Below are 17,737 nucleotides of genomic sequence, written 5' to 3'. Positions count from 1 at the left end.
ACTACGCTCCCTTCACGGCGTTGCGAACGAACACGAGGCGACCGCGCGCACCGGGGACGGCGCCCTTGACGAGCAGCAGGCCCTTCTCGGCGTCGACGGAGTGCACCTTGAGGTTGAGCACGGTGACGCGCTCGCCACCCATGCGACCGGCCATGCGCATGCCCTTGAAGACACGGCTGGGGGTCGAGGAGGCTCCGATGGAGCCGGGCTTGCGGTGGTTGCGGTGCGAACCGTGCGAAGCCGAGACGCCCTTGAAGTTGTGACGCTTCATGACACCGGCGAAGCCCTTGCCCTTGCTGGTGCCGACGACGTCGACCTTGGTGCCGGCTTCGAAGACGGCGTCGACGGTCAGCTCCTGGCCGGCCGAGTACTCGGCGGCGTCGGCGGTGCGGACCTCGGTGAGGTGGCGGCGGGGGGTGACTCCCGCGGCGTCGAAGTGACCGGCGGCGGGCTTGTTCACCTTGCGCGGGTCGATCGCTCCGGCGGCGATCTGGACGGCCGAGTAGCCGTCCTTCGCCTCGGTGCGGATCTGGGTCACGACGTTCGGGCTGATCTCGATGACGGTGACCGGGACGAGCTTGTTCTCGGCGTCCCAGACCTGGGTCATGCCGAGCTTGGTGCCGAGGAGGCCCTTGGAGGTCTTGGTGGCGACAGACATGTGTTACCCCTCCCCTTAGAGCTTGATCTCGATGTTGACGTCGGCCGGGAGGTCGAGGCGCATCAGCGAGTCGACGGCCTTGGGCGTCGGGTCGATGATGTCGATGAGGCGCTTGTGGGTGCGCATCTCGAAGTGCTCGCGGCTGTCCTTGTACTTGTGGGGAGAACGGATCACGCAGACCACGTTCTTCTCGGTCGGAAGCGGCACGGGGCCGACGACCGTTGCTCCGGCACGGGTGACCGTGTCGACGATCTTGCGCGCCGACGTGTCGATGACCTCGTGGTCGTACGACTTCAGTCGGATGCGGATCTTCTGTCCCGCCATGTGTGATCTCTCACTCTCTTGTTATTGCGTCGTACGCTGCGGACCCGTGGGCCCGCGTCGCATTGGACGCGCTCGCGAAGGAACTCCGGGGAACCGGGGAGTGCACCAGTGTTCTTCTGTCAAAAGCACCGCGCTCGGGGCGCTCCAGCGACGTGCAGAACGCACGACGCACGGAGAGCCCGTTGAGTTGTCGGTTGTTTCGTTCTGCTACCCGCTGCCTCGACGTCGCACCGGCTGGGCCGCCCTCTCGGGTCGAGCCTCAGCGGTGCCGTCTCGGCACTGCCTGGCAGTGTTCCACCGGTCGCAGCACGCTGCTTCGGCGGAAATTTTGAACTAGAAGAGTCTCCCACAGAACGGGCACCCGTGCAACCCGGGCGTGTCGCGGATCGAGGACCCCTCCTCGCCCGGGATTCCGGGGCGGCGCCTCATTCGTAGAGGAGGGCGCGGAGGGTCGTCTCGGCGGAGTTCGGACGGGCAGGGTCGATCGTCTCACCCGCGCGGTAGTGGTCGAGGACCCGCGGGTCCACGTAGCTGGCGCGCGCCACCGTCGGGGTGTTGCCGAGCACCTCGGAGGCGTCGCGCATGGCCTGCGCGATGGCGGAGTTCCGGGCCCGCTGCGTCGGCTTCGGTCCCGTGCGCGCAAGGCTGAGCGCGGCGGCGACGGTGCCGTGGAGAGTGCGGAAGTCCTTCGCGGTGAAGTCGTCGCCCGCCTTCTCCCGGACGTAGTCGTTGATCTCGGGAGCGGACAGCGGCCGCCACTCCCGCCCGTCCTTCCACGCGAGCAGGCGGGCGTTCGGGCCGCGGCGCTTCAGCGAGCGCACGACGCTCGCCAGGTCGTGGTCGAGGATCTCGCTCGTCCAGGCCTGATGGCTCTTGCCCGGGAAGGCGAGGGCGACGCGATCGCCGTGGGTCGTCGCGTGCGAGCACAGCAGCGTCGACAGGCCGATGCTGCCGTGCTCCTTGGCGTAGCGCTCGCTCCCCACGCGGAGGGAGCCCGTGTCGAGCATCCGGAACGCGGTTGCGAGAGCACGCTCGCGGCCGTAGCCGTCGCGACGGAGGTCCATCGTCACCGCGCGGCGCGCGCTCGGCAGCGACTCGGCCAGACGGAGTGCGCGGTCGAACTTGATCCGGTCCTTCTGCTCGCGCCAGGTCGGATGGTAGATGTACTGCCGACGGCCGGCCGCATCGACGCCCATCGCCTGGATGTGACCGTTGGGGTACGGCGCGATCCAGACGTCCTTCCACGCCGGGGGGATGCCCAGCGCATCGAAGCGGGCCCGGAGCTCGGGGTCGGTGACCGTCACGCCCTTCGGGTCGCGGTAGCTGAATCCGGAGCCAGCGCGGACGCGGGTGTACCCGCGACTGCTCGAATCGGTCCTGCGGAGTCTCTGCGCACGCGTCTCAGCCATCGGCCCGACCCTAGGCCGGGCTCCGTCCGCTCTGCACCCGCTTGACGGGAGGGTGCAGAACGAGCCAGGAGGGGCCGCTACTCGTTGCCGAGGCGCTTGTCGGCCTGGCGCTTGAGGTCCTCGATGCGCTCGTCGTACTTGCCCTTGGTGAGCCTGCTGGCGATGTCGCCCGTCTTCTCGAGCACCTGGTCGGAGACGCGCTCCGCCTTCTCGCTGCGCAGCGCCTCCTGCGCCTTCTGGCTCTTCAGCAGCTCCGCTGCCTGACGTCCGAGCTTCCCGAGATCCACCATGACTGCTCCTTGTTCGAGGGCGCGACGATCCGCGCCGAGCCAGTGTGGCGGGCGGGGCTGGACGAACGGTGGGGCGCTAGAGGGCGAGGACCCGGGCCGCGGCCTCGGCGAGGGCGCGACCGTAGGAGGGTCCGTGGCCGGCGGCGTGCACCGCGAGCGGGTGCAGCTGGTGCAGCGGGACGCGCTCCTGCCAGCCGTCGGCGAGAGGGTACGCCTCGTCGTAGCCCCGGAGGATCTCGTCGAGGTGAGGCGCGCCGAAGAGCGCCAGCATGGCGAGGTCGGTCTCGCGGTGGCCGCCGTGCGCGGCAGGATCGATCAGCACGGCGCCGGAGACGGACCAGAGCACGTTCCCCGTCCAGAGGTCTCCGTGCAGGCGGGAGGGCCGCTCCTCGCCGTCGAACTCCCCCGCCGCGACACGATCGAGCGCCTGCGCGACGGTCCCGGCATCGGAGCGCGAGAGGTTCCCCTCCCGGACCGCGACGGGGAGGAACGGACGGACACGCTGCTCGGCGTAGAAGACGCCCCACGACTCCTCGGGGCTGCAGGGCATCCGCCGGCGGCCGATGTACGCGGGGCCGTCCCAGCCGTCCGGGGCGGCACCGAACGCCGCGGCTCCCGCGTCGTGCGTCCGGGCCAGCGCTCGGCCGAAGGCCCGCGCAGCGACCGGATCGGGGCGGACGACCTCGATCTCCTCCAGGTCGATGCGGCCCGAGCCGACGGAGAGGACCTCGACGCAGGGCGCGCCGCCGGACGCCTCCGCCTCCCGCAGCCACTCCAGGCCCGCCGCCTCCCACTCGAAGAACCGCGGGGCCGCGGACGGATCGCTCTTGACGAAGGACATGGAGATCACGGTAGCCCGCACTCCGTGACCCCGCCCGGACACACGGAAGGGGCCGCCCGCACGAAGCGGACGACCCCTCTCGAGAGATCGAGCAGGCGAACCTACTTGACGATCTTGGTGACCGTTCCGGCACCCACGGTGCGTCCACCCTCACGGATGGCGAAGCCGAGGCCCTCCTCCATGGCGATCGGCTGGATCAGCGCGACCGTCATGTCGGTGGTGTCGCCGGGCATGACCATCTCGGTGCCCTCGGGCAGCGTGATGACGCCGGTGACGTCGGTGGTGCGGAAGTAGAACTGCGGGCGGTAGTTCGCGTAGAACGGGTTGTGACGCCCACCCTCATCCTTGGACAGGATGTACGCGGTGCCCTCGAAGTCGGTGTGCGGCGTGACCGAACCCGGCTTGACGACGACCTGGCCGCGCTCGACGTCCTCGCGCTTGGTGCCGCGGAGGAGCAGACCGCAGTTCTCGCCGGCCCAGGCCTCGTCGAGCTGCTTGTGGAACATCTCGATACCGGTGACCGTGGTCTTCTGCGTCGGGCGGATGCCGACGATCTCGACCTCGGAGTTCAGAGCGAGGGTTCCACGCTCCGCACGGCCGGTGACGACGGTTCCACGACCGGTGATCGTGAAGACGTCCTCGATCGGCATGAGGAACGGCTTGTCCTTGTCGCGGATCGGGTCCGGGATGGACTCGTCGACGGCGTCCATCAGGTCGATGATCGACTGGGTCCAGGCCTCGTCGCCCTCGAGGGCCTTGAGACCGGAGACGCGCACGACGGGGGCGTCGTCGCCGGGGAAGCCCTGCGACGAGAGCAGCTCGCGGACCTCGAGCTCGACGAGCTCCAGGATCTCCTCGTCGTCCACCATGTCGGCCTTGTTCAGGGCGACGAGGAGGTAGGGGACGCCGACCTGCTTGGCGAGGAGGACGTGCTCACGGGTCTGAGCCATGGGGCCGTCGGTGGCGGCGACCACGAGGATCGCGCCGTCCATCTGCGCCGCGCCGGTGATCATGTTCTTGATGTAGTCGGCGTGACCCGGGGCGTCGACGTGCGCGTAGTGGCGCTTCGGCGTCTCGTACTCGACGTGCGAGATGTTGATCGTGATGCCGCGCTGGCGCTCCTCGGGAGCGGAGTCGATCGACGCGAAGTCGCGCTGAACGTTGGTCGCGGACGGGAACTTGTCAGCGAGAACCTTGGAGATCGCCGCGGTCAGCGTGGTCTTTCCGTGGTCGACGTGACCGATGGTTCCGATGTTGACGTGCGGCTTGGTCCGCTCGAACTTGGCCTTAGCCACTGTGGGTCCTCCTCAGGACTTAGGTGCAAGCATCCGCATCCGACGCCGCACGGGGCGGCACGAGGACATGAGGGCTTGCGGGGGTTTTGTGTACTTATGTTACCGGCAGAGGTCGTGCGGGTTTCCACGCGCGTAAGCGGCAGCAAACCCGCACGACACTACCAGTCCCCCGCCGTCCGGTCGAACGGCGGGGGGAGGGGGCGGAGTTACTCGCCCTTGTTCTTCTGGACGATCTCCTCGGCGACGGCCTTGGGGACCTCGCTGTAGGTCTCGAACGTCATCGAGTAGACGGCGCGGCCCGAGGTCTTCGAGCGCAGGTCGCCGATGTAGCCGAACATCTCGGACAGCGGCACGTTGGCGCGGATGACCTTGATGCCGGTGGCGTCCTCCATCGACTGGATCATCCCGCGACGCGAGTTGAGGTCGCCGATGACGTCGCCCATGTACTCCTCGGGAGTGCGGACCTCGACGGCCATGAGCGGCTCGAGGAGGACGGGCTGCGCCTTGCGCGAGGCCTCCTTGAACGCGATCGAGCCGGCGATCTTGAACGCCATCTCGGAGGAGTCGACGTCGTGCGCGGCACCGTCGACCAGGGTCGCCTTGACGCCCACCATCGGGTAGCCGGCGAGCACGCCGACCTGCATGGCGTCGCGGATGCCCGCGTCGACCGACGGGATGTACTCGCGGGGGACGCGTCCGCCCGAGACGCCGTTGACGAACTCGTAGGTCTTGTCGGCCTCGACCTCCATCGGCTCGATGGTGATCTGGACCTTCGCGAACTGACCCGATCCACCCGTCTGCTTCTTGTGGGTGTAGTCGTACTTCTCGACGGTGCGGCGGATCGTCTCGCGGTAGGCCACCTGCGGCTTGCCGACGTTGGCCTCGACGTTGAACTCGCGCTTCATGCGGTCCACCAGGATGTCGAGGTGCAGCTCACCCATTCCCTTGATGACCGTCTGACCGGTCTCCTGGTTCTGCTCGGTGCGGAAGGTGGGGTCCTCCTCCGCGAGCTTCTGGATCGCGGTGCCGAGCTTCTCCTGGTCGGCCTTCGTCTTGGGCTCGATGGCGACCTCGATGACGGGCTCCGGGAAGGTCATCGACTCGAGGACGACCTGCGCCTGCGGGTCGCTGAGGGTGTCACCGGTGGTGGTGTCCTTCAGGCCGATGACGGCGTAGATGTGGCCGGCGGTGACCGAGTCGACCGGGTTCTCCTTGTTGGAGTGCATCTGGAAGATCTTGCCGATGCGCTCCTTCTTGCCCTTGGTCGAGTTGATGACCTGGGCGCCGGAGTCGAGCTTGCCCGAGTAGACGCGGACGTAGGTCAGGCGACCGAAGAACGGGTGCACGGCGACCTTGAACGCGAGCGCCGAGAAGGGCTCGGTCGAGTCGGCGTGCCGCATGATGACCTTCTCCTCATCGCGGACGTCGTGCGCCTCGATGGCGGGGACGTCGAGCGGGGAGGGGAGGTAGTCGACGACCGCGTCGAGCATGGGCTGGACGCCGCGGTTCTTGAACGCGGAGCCGCAGAGCACGGGGTAGATCTCGGAGTTGACGGTCAGCTTGCGGATCGCGGCCTTGACCTCGGCCACGGTCAGCTCCTCGCCGCCGAAGTACTTCTCGAGCAGCTCGTCCGAGGTCTCGGCGACGGTCTCGAGCAGCTTCTGGCGGTACTCGGCGGCCTTGTCGGCGAGGTCGGCCGGGATCTCCTCGATCTCGTACTTCGCCCCCAGCTGGACGTCGCCCTTGGAGTCGCCGCGCCACGTGAGCGCGCGCATCTCGACCAGGTCGATGACGCCCTCGAAGGACGACTCGGCGCCGATCGGGAGCTGGATGACCAGCGGCTTCGCGCCGAGGCGGTTCACGATGGTGTCGACCGTGTAGTAGAAGTCGGCGCCGAGCTTGTCCATCTTGTTGACGAAGCAGATGCGCGGGACGTCGTACTTGTCGGCCTGGCGCCAGACGGTCTCGGACTGGGGCTCGACGCCCTCCTTGCCGTCGAAGACGGCGACGGCGCCGTCGAGGACGCGGAGCGAGCGCTCCACCTCGACGGTGAAGTCGACGTGACCCGGGGTGTCGATGATGTTGATCTGGTTCTTGTTCCAGAAGCAGGTCGTCGCGGCGGACGTGATCGTGATGCCGCGCTCCTGCTCCTGCGCCATCCAGTCCATCGTGGCGGCGCCGTCGTGGACCTCACCGATCTTGTGCGTGATACCCGTGTAGAACAGGATGCGCTCGGTGGTGGTGGTCTTGCCGGCATCGATGTGGGCCATGATGCCGATGTTGCGGACCTTGTTCAGGTCGGTGAGCACATCTTGTGCCACGGAGTTCCTCCGATGAGTGATGGAGCCAGCGCAACGGGCTCATGGCCGATCGGCTGGGGTTCAGGTGGGACGATCGCCCGACCGCGGGGATCGGGCGATCAGCCGCCGGGCCGGGTCCGCAGCGCGGACGCTGCGGACCCGGGGGTCGCGGCCGCTCGGGAGCGGCCGCGGGACGCGCTACCAGCGGTAGTGCGCGAAGGCCTTGTTCGACTCGGCCATCTTGTGGGTGTCCTCGCGACGCTTCACAGCGGCGCCGAGACCGTTCGACGCGTCGAGGATCTCGTTCATGAGACGCTCGGTCATCGTCTTCTCGCGACGGGCCTTCGCGTAGCTGGTGAGCCAGCGGAGCGCGAGGGTGTTGGCGCGGTGGGGCTTGACCTCGACCGGGACCTGGTAGGTCGAGCCGCCGACGCGGCGGCTGCGGACCTCGAGGGTCGGACGGACGTTGTCGAGCGCCTTCTTGAGCGTGACGACGGCGTCCTGGCCGTTCTTGGCGGAGACTCCCTCGAGGGCACCGTAGACGATGCGCTCGGCGAGTCCCTTCTTGCCGTCCAGGAGGATCTTGTTCACGAGCTGGCTGACGACCGGTGCGCCGTAGACGGGGTCTGCGACGACGGGGCGCTTGGGAGCGGGGCCCTTACGAGGCATTACTTCTTCTCCATCTTCGCGCCGTACCGGCTGCGAGCCTGCTTGCGGTTCTTGACGGCCTGGGTGTCCAGGGCGCCGCGAACGATCTTGTAGCGGACACCGGGGAGGTCCTTCACACGACCGCCGCGCACGAGCACCATCGAGTGCTCCTGCAGGTTGTGGCCCTCGCCGGGGATGTAGGCGGTGACCTCGGTGCCGTTGGAGAGCTTCACGCGGGCCACCTTGCGGAGGGCCGAGTTCGGCTTCTTGGGCGTGGTCGTGTAGACGCGCGTGCAGACGCCGCGCTGCTGGGGGTTGGCCTTCAGGGCGGGCGCCTTGGTCTTGGTGACCTTGGGCGAGCGTCCCTTTCGGACCAACTGCTGAATCGTTGGCACTGATTTGCTCCTTGAATGCTGCACGGTGACAGCGGATCGATGGTCGACATTCGGCCTGTCCGTCGCCGGACGCGGCCGAGTTCATCTGGACCCGACGCACCCTCCTGCACCGGCGAGCGGCGCAGAGGGGAGGAGGACGGGTATGCCGTGGGGGCCGTCCGATCGGACGAACCCGCGGACCCTTGCGGACCCGGTGGAGCGAAGCGCGGCACGCGATCGACCCGGAGGCACGACACGAGCGCACGGCAAAGCGCACACCCGAAGAATATTACGGGGAGTGACGGGGCCGGTCAACCGGACGGCGTCCGCCGTCAGCGAGCAGGGCGGCGGGCGGGCTACTCCCGCTCGTCCCCCTCCCAGCCCCAGTGGGGCGTGCCTCCGCCGGCGTCGCGTCGCGCCAGCAGCAGCAGGAAGACGATGTGGACGGCCGCCGCCAGCACCCCGGTCGCGACCGCGAAGGCCGTGCCGGCGTGGTCGAGCGCGTAGCCCAGGATCTCGGCCGGCTGCTGGAGTCCGAGACCGTAGATCGCGCCGCCGACGAGCAGGAAGAGGAGGTAGACGACGACTCCGGCGAGCAGCGACGGCCCGAGCACGCGGGTGACCGACGGGCGCGCGGCGAGGGTGATCATCGAGAGCAGGACCGCCACGACGCACGCGCCGACCGCCACCGGGCCCAGGATCGGGCCGGCGTCGCGCTCGGGCACGACGTCCTGGTCGAGCAGGAGGCTCAGCACCCCGAACGCGCAGACGACCAGGGCGAGGTAGAGGAACGCGGCGAACGCGGCCAGGGCGATGCCGTAGCCCAGTCCCGCTCCCCTGCCCTGCTCCCCCGGCGAGGTCACGACTGCGCGGCGGCTTCCCGCTGGGCGTTGCGGCGCTTCACGCCGCGCGCGCGGGCGGCGATGAGGGCGCCGCCCCAGACGCTCACCTCGCGGCCGAGCACCGCGGCCGCGGCGACTTGGAGGAGGACGGCCGGGTCGCTCAGGAACTCCACGAGCTCGGTGCGGTCGGCGGGCGGAACGGCTCCCCCGATGTCGTACCAGGCGCCGGCGAGCGCCGCCGCTCCTGCGAGCAGGGCGATGAAGAAGCCGCCGAGGACGTACGCCCACCATCCGGCGCGGTTCACGGCGAGGACGAGGAGGGCGAGACCGATCAGGAACGCGGCGACGGGCGCCAGGAACGCGGCGGTGGGACCCTGCGCGAGGGCGACGGCGAGAGGGTCGCCCTGCGCGGCGTCCACGACGAGGCGGATCGCCGTGAGGCACGCCAGCAGCAGGGCCGCGAAGACGGCGGTGGCCAGCAGGGCGACGGCGAGGCCGGCGATCCGGTTCCCCTTCCGGCGCGGCGGAGCGGGCTCGGGCTCCACCGGTCCCAGCGGCGAGCGCTCGGCGGGCCCGGCGGCCGCGGGCGCCGTGGCGGGCGCCCCGCCGGTCAGCGGCTCGGGCCACACGTACTCGCGGGTCTTCTGCGGCCCGGTCGCAGTGCCGGACCCCTCGGGCGCGGACGGCATGCGCTCGGTCTCGGCGTCGCTTCTCCAGGTCACCCGGTCAGGATAGGCACACGCCCGCGCGGGAGTGGTCAGGCGCGCGGCCACCCGCAGAAGGGTGGCACGACCGCCTCACTCCAGCGGGTTCAGCAGGCGGTGGAGGAACTGCCGGGTCCGCGGCTCCCGCGGCTCGCGGAGGATCTCGGCGGGCGCGCCCCGCTCGACGACCACTCCGTCGGCCATGAAGACCACCTCGGAGGCGACCCTCCGCGCGAACTCCAGCTCGTGCGTGACGACGAGCATGGTCCAGCCCTCGGCTGCGAGCTCGCGCATCAGCGACAGCACGTCGCCGACCAGCTCGGGATCGAGCGCCGAGGTCGGCTCGTCGAAGAGCAGGAGCTCCGGACGCAGCGCGAGCGCGCGCACGATCCCGACGCGCTGCTGCTGCCCGCCCGAGAGCTCGAAGGGGTAGGCGCCGCCGCGGCCGCCCAGGCCCACCCGCTCGAGCAGCGCCTCGGCCTCGGGGACCACCTCGGACGCCGGGCGGCGCTGCACCCGCAGCGGTCCCTCCGTCACGTTCTCGAGCACGCTGAGGTGCGGGAACAGGTTGAAGTGCTGGAAGACCATGGCCGAGCGGTCGCGGAGCGCCGTGAGCGGGCGCCGGCCGACGCCCGCGGCGAAGTCGAGCGAGGTGCCGTCCGAGAGCACGACCACACCCGCGTCGGGCACCTCGAGGCTGTTGAGCGAGCGCAGCACGGTGGTCTTGCCCGAGCCGGACGGGCCGATCAGGGCGATGACCTCGCCGCGGCGGATGTCGAGGTCGATGCCGCGGAGGACCTCGACGGAGCCGAACGACTTGCGCAGGCCCCGGACGGAGAGCACGGGGCGCGCGTCCTGCGGGGCGTCAACGGGCGACATAGCGGTCCAATCGCTTCTCGAGGATGCTCTGCCCGCTCGAGAGCACGAGGCAGATGAGCCAGTAGATCAGGGCCGCCTCGAGGTAGAGCAGCATGAACTCGCTCGACGCCGTGGCGATCTTCTGCGCCTGGCGGAAGAGCTCGGTCACCAGGATCAGCGAGGCGAGCGAGGTGTCCTTCACCAGCGAGATGAACGTGTTCGACAGCGGCGGCACCGACACTCGAGCGGCCTGCGGGAGGATGATCCGCCGCAGGGCCAGTCCCCGGCCCATGCCGATCGTGTGCGCCGCCTCCCACTGCCCCTTGGGCACGCTGAGGATCGCGGCCCGGATGACCTCGGCCGCGTAGCCGCCGACGTTCAGGGCGAACGCGATGATGGCGCTGGGCCACGGGTCGATCCGCACGCCCAGGCTGGGCAGGCCGTAGAAGATGACGAAGAGCTGCACCAGGAGCGGGGTGCCGCGGATCACGGAGATGTAGACGCGGGCGATCCACGCGAGGATCCGGACCTTCGAGAGCCTCATCAGCGCGACGGCCAGAGCGAGGACCAGTCCGAGCACGAAGCTGGCGAGAGCGAGCGGGATCGTGCCCACGAGGCCGCCGGACAGGATCGGCCAGAACGACCGCAGGACGAGGTCGAGGTCCATGTGGTCTCCTCTCGCCGGGGCGATGGGCGGTGCGGGCGGCCGGGCGGTGCGCGTCGCTCCCCTGGGATGCTGTCACGCATCCGGGACGGACGCGGGAGGTTGCCACGGAGCCGGCCCGCGTGGGAGGCGCCGTGGACGACGGGAGGGAGCCGGCGCGAGCGACCGACCCCCTCCTGTGCGGTCCTACTCGGAGACGTCGGCTCCGAAGTAGCGCTCGGAGATCTCGGTCAGCGTGCCGTCGGCGCGGAGCTCGTCGAGCGCGTCGTCGACCGCGGCGACGAGGTCGTCCGAGCCCTTCGGGAAGGTGAAGGCGCTCTCGGAGCTGTCGTCGGTGGTCACCGCGACCTTGAGGCCCGCGGCCTGGTCCGGGAAGTTCGTCGACCAGTCGAGCCAGGTGAGGCGGTCGTTGATGGTCGCGTCGACGCGACCCTGCTCGACGAGGGCGACGGCCTGCGCCCAGCCCTCGACGCCCTCGACCTGCGCGCCGGCGTCCTGCGCCAGCTCGTACCAGTTGCTCGAGAGGGACTGCGCGGTCGTCTTGCCCGCGAGCGAGTCGAGCGAGGTGATCTCGGTGTCGGCGGTCGGGACGACCACCACTCCGGGGCTCACGGCGTAGGGCTCGGAGAAGTCGTAGCGGGCGCTGCGCTCGTCGTTGATCGAGACCTGGTTCGCGATGACGTCGAAGCGGCCCCCGTCCAGGCCCGCGAACATCGCGTCCCACTGCGTCTCCTCGAACTCGGGCTCGACGCCCAGCTTCTCGGCCACGGCCGTGATGATCTCGACGTCGTAGCCCGTCAGCTCGCCCGTGCCGCCGTCGGCGTGGAACGAGAACGGCTGGTAGGTGCCCTCGGTGCCGATGGTCAGCACGCCCGCGTCCTGCACCTCGGCGAGGCTCAGACCGGAGTTCGCCGCGGTGGTCCCCTCGTCGGTGGAGCCGGAGACGGCGTCCTCGGTGGAGGCAGGCGCGCAGCCGGCGAGGACGAGGGCGGTGGCGGCTGCGGCGGTGCCGAGCAGGACGCGCAGGGGGGTGCGGGCGGGGAGGTGCGTCACGGTGGGTGTCCTTCGGTGCTTCACGATGTGGTCGCGCCGGTGGTCGGCGCGGGTTCCCGAGCGGGGGCTCCGGGAGCGGGACGGCGCGGACCGGATCCGCGGCCGCCCGGAGTGACCATAACCACCGGGAGGGGGCGGCCTATTCCCCGATGTCCCCGGATGACGGTGCGAGCGCGGCGAGGAACTCCTCCGCTCCCGACACCTCGTCGGCGGTGAGGCCCTCGGCCGACTCCGGACGGACGAGGTGGAACGGGGTGTCCTGCTCGCGCGCCCAGGCGTAGGCGTCCTCGCGGAGGTTGTCGTCGATCCAGACCACGGCGTCGATCGGCGCGGTGGCACGCGCCCGCTCGAGCCACAGCGCGACGGGCTGCAGCTTGCCCGTGCCGCCCGGGAAGCGCGCGTCGCGGGGAAGGCCCCCGCGGAACACGATCGCCTCCGTCCCCTCGGGCAGGCGCAGATCGCGGGCGAGGACCGAGGTGAGCTCGGGCGGCCAGGTGGTCGCCCAGACGATCGTGCCGGCGGCGGCGAGGCGGGCGACCAGCGCGGCGCGGTCGGCGTCGAGCACCAGCCGGTGGCCGCCCGCCGTCCGATCGCTCACGACGGACGGATTCAGGACGCCGTCGACGTCGAGGAGGATGAGCGCGGCCATGCCTGCCACCGTAGCCGCGGCACCCAGGGCGCCGCGAGAAGCCGTAGCGTGGCGGGATGCCCCCCTCCGCTCGACTGCCCGGCGGTCGCACGGTCGCGCTCGAGCCGGACGCGGTCAGGACGGGCTCGCTCGTGCTGACGATCGACGGCGTCGAGCAGTCGCTGATCGACCCGTCCGACCCGGGTGCCCTCGACCTCGAGTACACCGCCCGGCTCGGAGCGGTCGTGGACGCCCTCGCGCCGCCCCGTCTGGCCGTGCGCGTGCTGCACCTGGGCGCGGGCGCCCTCTCCCTCGCGCGCTACACGCAGTGGACGCGGCCGGGATCCGAGCAGACCGTCGTCGACATCGAAGAGGGACTGGTCGACTTCGTCGTCGAGCACGCTCCCCTCCCGCCGGGCACCCGCCTGCGCGTCGTCACGGCCGACGCCTCAGCCTCCCTCCCCCGCGGCACCGTCGACCTGGTCGTCCTGGACGCCTACGACGGCGACGAGATCCCGGAGGCGTTCTTCGGCGCGGCGGCGCTGGCCCGGATCGCCGACCGCGTCGGCGAGGGCCTGCTGGCCGTGAACGTCGCCGACGACGCCGACCATCGCCGCCTCGACCGGATCCGCGCGGCGGTGGAGCCGCTGCTGCCGGTCACCGAGGCGATCGGAGCGGAGTCGTTCGCCCGCGGGCGATCGTCCGGCAATGCGATCCTGCTCGCCTCACGCGGCGCCGTCGCCGCTGAGGTCGCCGTCCAGCTGCTGGCCGCGGGTCCTCATCCGGTCGCCGCCGCTGCGCAGCGCCACGTCGTGCCCGTCGAGGTTGCGGTAGAAGTCGACCCGTGACTCGAGCGCGATGCCCGCGTCGAGGTACTTCACCCTGATCCGCTTGATGTAGGTGCGGACGGTGTGCTCGGCGATCCGCATCTCCACCGCCACCGTCTTGACCGCGGTGCCGGCCCCGTAGGAGCGCATGACGCGGCTCTCCTGCGGGCTGAGGACCGGGCGGCGGTCCTCCTCGGTCATCAGGAAGCGGCCGCGGGCCGCCTCGGAGATCCAGGTGCGGCCGGACGAGACCGACACCACGGCCGCGGCGAGGTCACCGGGGTCGTCGCCCTTCCAGACGAAAGCCGAGCGCTCGAAGCGGAGCACGGCGCGCACGGTCTCGAGCCCGAGCATCGTCGAGAGGGCCACGACTCCGCGGTACCGGCCGACGAGACCCGCCAAGGTGCGGACGAGGTCGCCGGTGGCGACGCCGTCGAGGTCCACCACGGCGACGGTGCCGGTGTCGGCACGGCTCGACGCGTCCTGCACGTCGAACTGCGGAAGGGCCGCGCCCAGGAGGGCGAGCAGGGCGGCGCGGTCGATCGCGAGACCGTCGACGACGGTCAGGGCGAGACGCTCGGTCTCGGGCACAGGGACTCCTCGTGGGCGCGGTCGGGAGCCGCCCCGGGGGCACCGTAGCGCCCTCGGAGCCCCCGGACCAGATCTTGGGACACACTGTCTCCACCGGGACCGGCTCCCTGGCTTCCCGCGACCTCGGCGCCTCTCGGGGTGTCCCCAGTGCGCGGGGTGCCCTGCGCGGGCTAGTGTCTGGCGGATGGACCGCCTCGACACCTCGACCCCCCGCGCCAAGAGGCTCCCGGCCGAGGAGGTGCGGGAGCGGATGCTGCACGCCGCCCGCGGGGTGATCGCGGAGAACGGCCTGACGGTCGGCTTCGCGCACCTCCCGATGGAGGAGTACATCCGGCTCGCGGAGGTCCCGCGCAGCTCCGTCTACCGCATCTGGAGCACCCGCGAGGAGTTCGTCGCCGATCTGATCGGCGAGGTCTTCGTGCGCGACCGCTACGCCGGGGGTACCGACCCCGAGGCCCAGGAGCTCATGCGGGAGGTCTACGAGCGGCACGGCGACCGCCTGTCCACGTCCCGCGGCCGCCGGGCGGTCGCGTGGGAGATGATCCGGATCGGGGCGAACGCCAACATGGCGAACCTGCGCCGCTCCGTCGACTGGTCCTCCTACAACGCCCTGCTCGCCTGCACGTTCTCGATGGAGGAGGGACCGGCTCGCGAGGCGGTCCGCGCCACCGCGAAGCGCATCGAGACGATGCTCACGCACCGGATGCAGACCTTCTACCAGGAGATGCTCGACGTGTTCCACGGGAGCATGCGCCCCGGATTCACGACGCTGCAGCTCGCCCACCTCACCGCGATCGTGATCGACGGGCTGGCGCACCGCAGCCGGCTGATCGACGAGGAGCTCGACGCGACGATCACCGCTCCGGGCCTGGACGGCGAGCCGGTGGAGTGGAATCTGGCCGCGTGGACCATCCGCTCGATCGTCGAGGGGATGCTCGAGCCCCCCACCGAGGACTAGCCCTCCGGGATCGGCTCGCAGAACCCGTCGATCAGCATCATCACTCCGGCGACGACGAGGCTCGGCGACTCGGGCCGCTCGGGGACGAGCGGTCCGGTGACCAGCTCCGGCGCCGCGATCCTCGCGACGCAGAGTCCTTCGATGTACGCCGAGATCGCGGACGCGAGCGACGTGTACTCGTCGCCGAAGCCCGGGCGCAGCCGCAGCCCCGCCTCGGTCAGGGTGTAGCGGTAGTACTTGGCCATGTTCTCGATGAAGTGCTGCTGGCGCTTGCGGAGGGCGTCGTGGACCACTCCCCGGACGGGCTCGTCGTGCGACTCGACGGTGCCGGCCAGCGAGACGAAGTTGCGCCAGTGCTGCGACGCGAAGGTGTTCTCGTAGTTGGCCTCGATGGCGACGGCCACGGAGGCGACGAGGGTCGCGCGCCGCTCGTCGGCCGGGGCCTCGGCGTCCGTGTTCCGCTGCAGGTAGGTCGCGCCCACCTGCAGCGCCGGCTCGTCGAGGCGGGTCGAGAGGAGCCGGTCGGGGATCCTGGCGAGCAGTTCGTCGAAGAAGTCCTGGCGGCTCGGCCAGATCCGGTAGACCGTGCTCCGCGGGACCCCGGCCGTGCGGATGAGGTCCTCCAGCGGGAGGTGGGAGACGCCCACCCTCAGGCCGTCGCTGCGCACGACGTCGAGTCCGGCGTCCACGAGGCGGGAGCGCACCTGCTCACGCGTCAGTCGGGGTGCGCGCGCGGGTGTCGCGGGCGGGACGGGGGTCTGGCTCATGCGGCCTCCGGCGGGAAGGCGGAGGCGCCGTCGTCGGCCCCCGGTGCTGGGAGCGTAGCGCGTGTCCCACCATCGTCGGGACGGGCGCGGCCCGCTGCCGGCCCGTGAGCCGAGCGGGCCGCGCTGCCTGTCCCCCTGGTGGCCGCCCCATCGGCCTCGCCCACGGTAAGCGCAGTCCGGACGCGGAGTCAAAACATCGGGACATCATGTCGCGTCGCGCGACGCGCGGATCCGCCGCGGTGCTCAGCGGATCGGACGGCGACGCGGGTCCTCCGACGGCGGGAGATCGGACCCGACCGGGGGCGTCGGCGCCTCGCCGCGGGAGTGCGCGAGGGAGGCGGCCACCGCGTCGGCCGCCTCCGCTCCGGCACGCTCGGCCAGCGCTGCGTTGCGCATCAGCCACGCGTGGTGGCAGGGGCTCGCGGCGATCCTCGTCACGACGGAGGCGAGACGCATCGCGTCCCCCACTCGCGCGAGCGGGTTGAGCTCCGCGAGGACGGACGGGACGTCCGGCAGCGACATCAGCGTGTAGCGGCACGTCGAGACCGCGTACTCGTCCACGCCCGCCTCGGCCGATCGCGCGCCGACGATGACGTCGCCCAGATCGAGGTCGCGAGTGCGCGCCCCGAGGACGGACACCAGCGTCACGCGGATGTCCCCCGCGAGAGCCACGACGTGCACTCCGGCCGGCCAAGGCGGGAGCCGGCTCAGCTCCGACGAGCCCGTGCGCATCGCGATGCCGGCCTGGGAGGAGAGGGCGTCGATCATCGGCATCCCCGTGCACTCACCCGCCCGCGCCGCGTCCTCGGACGCCGCCTCGCCGCAGGACGCAAGAAGGGCCGAGACCCCGAGCCGGGACTGCGGCTCGAGCCCGGCGACGACCGCGGGGCTGACCGACCCGGTCGACTCGATCATCTCGCCCAGGCGGGCGGCGAGGTCCGAGCCCGTGTTCGGCGTGCCGAAGGTGATGACGTCCGAGACCATCGACTCGACGCTCACCCCGTCGACCTCCTGGCTGAGCGCCTGGCGAGCGGCGAGGCCGCCCATCGAGTGCGCCACCACGATCGCCCTGTTGCCGGTCGCGGAGACCAGGCAGGCGAGGGAGGACGCGAGTGCGTCGCTGATGCCCGGATCCGTCACCCAGCGCGCCGAGAGGTCGCGGTAGTCGAACGTGTAGACGAGGGAGCCCTCGATGTCCTGCAGCGTGCCGATGACGGAGCGCTCGGCGACGACTCCCGGCTGATCCGCCTCGGCGCCCGGAGGGTCCGTGTCGGCGCCGGCGACCAGGTCGACGAGGTGCGAGAAGGCGCCGGTGCGGGCCTCGTCATGCGTCGAGGTGCCGAGCCAGCCGTGCACGACGACGATCGGCACGTTCTCGGCGGAGGGAGTCGCGTCGACCTCGTCGTCCTGCAGCACGGGAGCGAGCTGCGCGACTCCGCACGAGGCCGGGACGGACGGCGCTGCGACGGCGGGCGCTGCGGGCAGCACGACGGCACCGACCGCCACGAGAAGGGCGGCCAGCGCGACGACCACGACTCTCATCCGCGCGTATCCTCACCGCTGCGACCCCGACCGGACGGGCGCGGGGCGGTACCCCGTCGAACGTCCCTCGAGTCAATCACCGACGCAGGCACCGCGCGGTTCCTGGGCGACTCCCATTCACCCCCCTTGCGGTGGGCAACCGGCGTGGCGGGACGCTCCGGGAA

General features: G+C 70.9%; 19 protein-coding genes. 1 reads left to right on the top strand and 18 read right to left on the bottom strand.

The window, feature by feature from the left end; all coding sequences use genetic code 11:
- Window position 1: 1 nt before the first annotated feature.
- The 16 genes from rplC to C1I63_RS09265 all read right to left on the bottom strand — a co-directional run bounded on the left by rplC (window position 2) and on the right by C1I63_RS09265 (window position 14,306).
- Window positions 2–658 carry a 50S ribosomal protein L3 gene (rplC, locus tag C1I63_RS09340; RefSeq protein ID WP_055787062.1) on the bottom strand — a complete coding sequence of 219 codons (657 nt, stop codon included), beginning with the start codon at window positions 656–658 and terminating at the stop codon, window positions 2–4.
- Window positions 659–673: 15 nt separating this feature from the next.
- Window positions 674–982 carry a 30S ribosomal protein S10 gene (rpsJ, locus tag C1I63_RS09335; RefSeq protein WP_005050520.1) on the bottom strand — a complete coding sequence of 103 codons (309 nt, stop codon included), beginning with the start codon at window positions 980–982 and terminating at the stop codon, window positions 674–676.
- A 425-nt stretch (window positions 983–1,407) separates the two neighbouring features.
- A complete protein-coding gene (locus tag C1I63_RS09330) occupies window positions 1,408–2,391 on the bottom strand; it encodes a DNA topoisomerase IB (protein WP_055787058.1) in 984 nt (327 codons plus the stop codon).
- 77 nt (window positions 2,392–2,468) lie between these two features.
- Window positions 2,469–2,681, bottom strand: coding sequence for an Rv0909 family putative TA system antitoxin (locus tag C1I63_RS09325; RefSeq protein ID WP_055787055.1), 213 nt, complete (start codon window positions 2,679–2,681; stop codon window positions 2,469–2,471).
- 76 nt (window positions 2,682–2,757) lie between these two features.
- Window positions 2,758–3,522 (bottom strand): fructosamine kinase family protein, encoded by a 765-nt coding sequence (locus tag C1I63_RS09320; RefSeq protein ID WP_107575807.1) that lies wholly within the window; start codon window positions 3,520–3,522, stop codon window positions 2,758–2,760.
- Window positions 3,523–3,623: 101 nt separating this feature from the next.
- Complete coding sequence (gene tuf, locus C1I63_RS09315; protein WP_055787051.1) at window positions 3,624–4,817, bottom strand: elongation factor Tu; 1,194 nt, start codon at window positions 4,815–4,817, stop codon at window positions 3,624–3,626.
- A 206-nt stretch (window positions 4,818–5,023) separates the two neighbouring features.
- A complete protein-coding gene (gene fusA, locus C1I63_RS09310; RefSeq protein ID WP_055787046.1) occupies window positions 5,024–7,138 on the bottom strand; it encodes an elongation factor G in 2,115 nt (704 codons plus the stop codon).
- Window positions 7,139–7,315: 177 nt separating this feature from the next.
- Entirely contained in the window at window positions 7,316–7,786 is a 471-nt protein-coding gene (gene rpsG, locus C1I63_RS09305) for a 30S ribosomal protein S7 (protein ID WP_055787043.1), read from the bottom strand.
- Window positions 7,786–8,160, bottom strand: a complete 375-nt coding sequence (gene rpsL / locus C1I63_RS09300) for a 30S ribosomal protein S12 (RefSeq protein WP_055787040.1) — start codon at window positions 8,158–8,160, stop codon at window positions 7,786–7,788. Before rpsL ends, rpsG begins: the two co-directional genes overlap by 1 nt.
- Before the next feature lie 335 nt (window positions 8,161–8,495).
- Window positions 8,496–9,002 (bottom strand): DUF6121 family protein, encoded by a 507-nt coding sequence (locus C1I63_RS09295; RefSeq protein ID WP_107574608.1) that lies wholly within the window; start codon window positions 9,000–9,002, stop codon window positions 8,496–8,498.
- On the bottom strand, window positions 8,999–9,703 hold the full coding sequence (locus tag C1I63_RS09290) for a hypothetical protein (protein ID WP_146168425.1): 705 nt from the start codon (window positions 9,701–9,703) through the stop codon (window positions 8,999–9,001). Before C1I63_RS09290 ends, C1I63_RS09295 begins: the two co-directional genes overlap by 4 nt.
- A gap of 75 nt (window positions 9,704–9,778) precedes the next feature.
- Window positions 9,779–10,564, bottom strand: coding sequence for an amino acid ABC transporter ATP-binding protein (locus C1I63_RS09285; protein ID WP_107574606.1), 786 nt, complete (start codon window positions 10,562–10,564; stop codon window positions 9,779–9,781).
- The gene (locus C1I63_RS09280) at window positions 10,551–11,210 is read right to left on the bottom strand and encodes an amino acid ABC transporter permease (protein ID WP_055787023.1); all 660 of its coding nucleotides are present in this window, start codon (window positions 11,208–11,210) and stop codon (window positions 10,551–10,553) included. The genes C1I63_RS09285 and C1I63_RS09280 overlap by 14 nt, the downstream gene beginning before the upstream one ends.
- Before the next feature lie 183 nt (window positions 11,211–11,393).
- Complete coding sequence (locus C1I63_RS09275; protein ID WP_107574605.1) at window positions 11,394–12,260, bottom strand: amino acid ABC transporter substrate-binding protein; 867 nt, start codon at window positions 12,258–12,260, stop codon at window positions 11,394–11,396.
- A 139-nt stretch (window positions 12,261–12,399) separates the two neighbouring features.
- Window positions 12,400–12,909: an HAD domain-containing protein gene (locus C1I63_RS09270; protein ID WP_107574604.1), complete on the bottom strand. Its 510-nt coding sequence runs from the start codon at window positions 12,907–12,909 to the stop codon at window positions 12,400–12,402.
- Between the two features lie 704 nt (window positions 12,910–13,613).
- Window positions 13,614–14,306, bottom strand: coding sequence for a LuxR C-terminal-related transcriptional regulator (locus C1I63_RS09265; protein ID WP_146168424.1), 693 nt, complete (start codon window positions 14,304–14,306; stop codon window positions 13,614–13,616).
- A gap of 184 nt (window positions 14,307–14,490) precedes the next feature.
- Between C1I63_RS09265 and C1I63_RS09260 the strand changes: the two genes are divergently transcribed.
- Window positions 14,491–15,264 (top strand): hypothetical protein, encoded by a 774-nt coding sequence (locus tag C1I63_RS09260; RefSeq protein ID WP_055787010.1) that lies wholly within the window; start codon window positions 14,491–14,493, stop codon window positions 15,262–15,264.
- Here C1I63_RS09260 and C1I63_RS09255 read toward each other — a convergent pair.
- Window positions 15,261–16,031 carry a TetR/AcrR family transcriptional regulator gene (locus C1I63_RS09255; protein ID WP_055787006.1) on the bottom strand — a complete coding sequence of 257 codons (771 nt, stop codon included), beginning with the start codon at window positions 16,029–16,031 and terminating at the stop codon, window positions 15,261–15,263. The genes C1I63_RS09260 and C1I63_RS09255 overlap by 4 nt on opposite strands.
- 243 nt (window positions 16,032–16,274) lie before the next feature.
- The gene (locus C1I63_RS09250) at window positions 16,275–17,573 is read right to left on the bottom strand and encodes an esterase/lipase family protein (RefSeq protein WP_107574601.1); all 1,299 of its coding nucleotides are present in this window, start codon (window positions 17,571–17,573) and stop codon (window positions 16,275–16,277) included.
- Window positions 17,574–17,737 lie beyond the last annotated feature (164 nt).

This window comes from Rathayibacter caricis DSM 15933 (assembly GCF_003044275.1).
Lineage (GTDB): Bacteria > Actinomycetota > Actinomycetes > Actinomycetales > Microbacteriaceae > Rathayibacter > Rathayibacter caricis.
Note: the sequence above shows the minus strand (reverse complement) of the source record. Positions and strands in the feature narration are given on the sequence as shown.